1 protein-coding gene is annotated in these 1,949 nt (G+C 62.0%); it reads left to right on the top strand.

All coding sequences use genetic code 11. The features are described 5' to 3' along the window. The first annotated feature begins 620 nt into the window (after positions 1–620). Positions 621–1,886 carry a group II intron reverse transcriptase/maturase gene (gene ltrA, locus ACIQE0_RS38730; protein WP_402341102.1) on the top strand — a complete coding sequence of 422 codons (1,266 nt, stop codon included), beginning with the start codon at positions 621–623 and terminating at the stop codon, positions 1,884–1,886. Positions 1,887–1,949: the final 63 nt, after the last annotated feature.

The raw sequence follows: 1,949 nt of genomic DNA, 5'->3' as shown, positions 1-1,949 counted from the left end.
GTGCGCCACGAACACAACGGGAGGTTTCGATGTAGACGAAGTCTTCCGACGTGATGCTGCACTGGTGATGGAGGTAGGCCCTCCGGGACCGCCCACGCAGGGGGAGGTCTCAAACCCCCGCAGGTTGCTTCGGTGAATGAGCCGGGGTGATGAGCACTGCGGAAAAGGCGCACAAGATGCGTCAGGTGCGAGCCGAGAAGACGAACGCAAGTGAACCACTGAGGAAATGTCGTAAGCGTATGAGTGGTCGCCGAAACTGGGGTCCTGTTGTTGCCCCGGGACGAGTCTGGCGGGTTCCTGTGCTCCTGGCCAGGCGGCGGCCCGGCATAGAGGTGGCGCGAGCTCGGTATCAGGCACTGGTGCGGAACGTGGGAACCCCTCGCCGCGATGCTGCCAATTGGCCTTTGTTGAGGGCTGGTTGGTGTTAAGGGAGAACCTCAAGCAGCTGAAACTGTAAGGGGGAGAGTACCGATGCGTGGCAGGGGGACGGACCGCCTTGTAGTAGCGAGGAAGCCCCTGTAATGGGGGTCGAGCGAAGGGGGCGGGTCGTCCTGATCTTGTTTGGTGGTCAACCGGAGATTGCCGGGAGGAGCCAGGTGAACGGATCAAGGCCGCAGGCCATGACCAAGTCGTTTTACATTCCCAAGTCGATGGTGTGGGAGGCGTATCTGAGGGTCAAAGCCAATCAGGGTGCACCTGGGGTGGACGGTGTGTCGATTGAGCAGTTCGAGCAGAACCTCAAGGGGAATCTGTACAAGCTGTGGAATCGGCTCTCGTCTGGCTCGTACTTCCCTCCGGCAGTGAAGGCCGTGGAGATCCCCAAGGCGGGCGGGAAAGGTGTCCGTGTTCTTGGGGTGCCTACCGTGGCCGACAGGATCGCTCAGACGGTGGCCGCGATGTATCTGGAGCGTCGGGTGGAGCCTGTGTTCCATCCGGACTCCTACGGCTACCGGCCCAGGCGGTCGGCGCTGGATGCGGTGGAGACCTGCCGGCGGCGCTGCTGGAGGAACGACTGGGTGGTCGATCTCGACATCCGAGCGTTCTTCGACAGCGTGGACCATGAGCTGATGCTCAAGGCCGTCGAACGGCACGTCGATGTCGACGGGAAGTGGGTCCTGCTTTACGTGAAGCGGTGGCTGGTTGCACCGCTGGCGAGGCCGGACGGAGAGGTGCAGCAACGGGGTCGCGGGACTCCTCAAGGGTCAGCGATTTCGCCTGTGTTGGCGAATCTGTATCTCCACTATGCGTTCGATATGTGGCTGGTGCGGGAATTCCCGCAGGTCACGTTCGAGCGGTACTGCGACGATGCGGTGATTCACTGCCGCAGTGAGTACCAGGCCCGCCGTGTGCGGGACGCGCTCGCTGTGCGATTGGCGCAAGTCGGTCTGGAGTTGCATCCGGACAAGACCCGCGTGGTGTACTGCAAGGACGCGGACCGGCGCGGCTCTTACGAGCACACGTCGTTCACGTTCCTCGGCTACACGTTCCGTCCGAGGCTGGCCAAGAACCGGTACGGGAAGCACTTCGTGAACTTCCTGCCCGCGGTCAGCAAGGCGGCAATCAAGGCGATGGGCAAGGAAATCCGTTCCTGGCACATCTCCAGACGCAGTGACAAGTCCCTCGGTGACCTTGCGCGGATGTTCAACAGCATTGTGCAGGGTTGGGTCAACTATTACGGGCGCTTCTACAAGTCCATGTTGTATCCCCTTCTCCGACGCATCAACGAACACCTGGTGCGTTGGGCTTGCCGGAAGTACAAACGACTTCACCGCCGGGAGAGGCGGGCGAAGGAACTGCTGGCACAAGCTGCCCGACGGTATCCAAACCTGTTCGCCCATTGGCGATTTGGTCTCAAGCCTGACGGCTGGGCGATGGGAGCCGTGTGAGCCGAGAGGCTCCCGCACGGTTCTGCGAGCGGCGGCGGGTGAGATTCCCGCCGCCGACTCACC

It is taken from the genome of Streptomyces sp. NPDC093097 (genome assembly GCF_044754325.1).
GTDB lineage: Bacteria > Actinomycetota > Actinomycetes > Streptomycetales > Streptomycetaceae > Streptomyces.
This window is presented reverse-complemented; position numbering and strand designations above follow the sequence as displayed.

What these genes read in the sequence shown, in the direction of transcription:
- ltrA (WP_402341102.1), top strand. Translation starts at nt 621, where the DNA reads ATGACCAAGTCGTTTTACATTCCCAAGTCGATGGTGTGGGAGGCGTAT.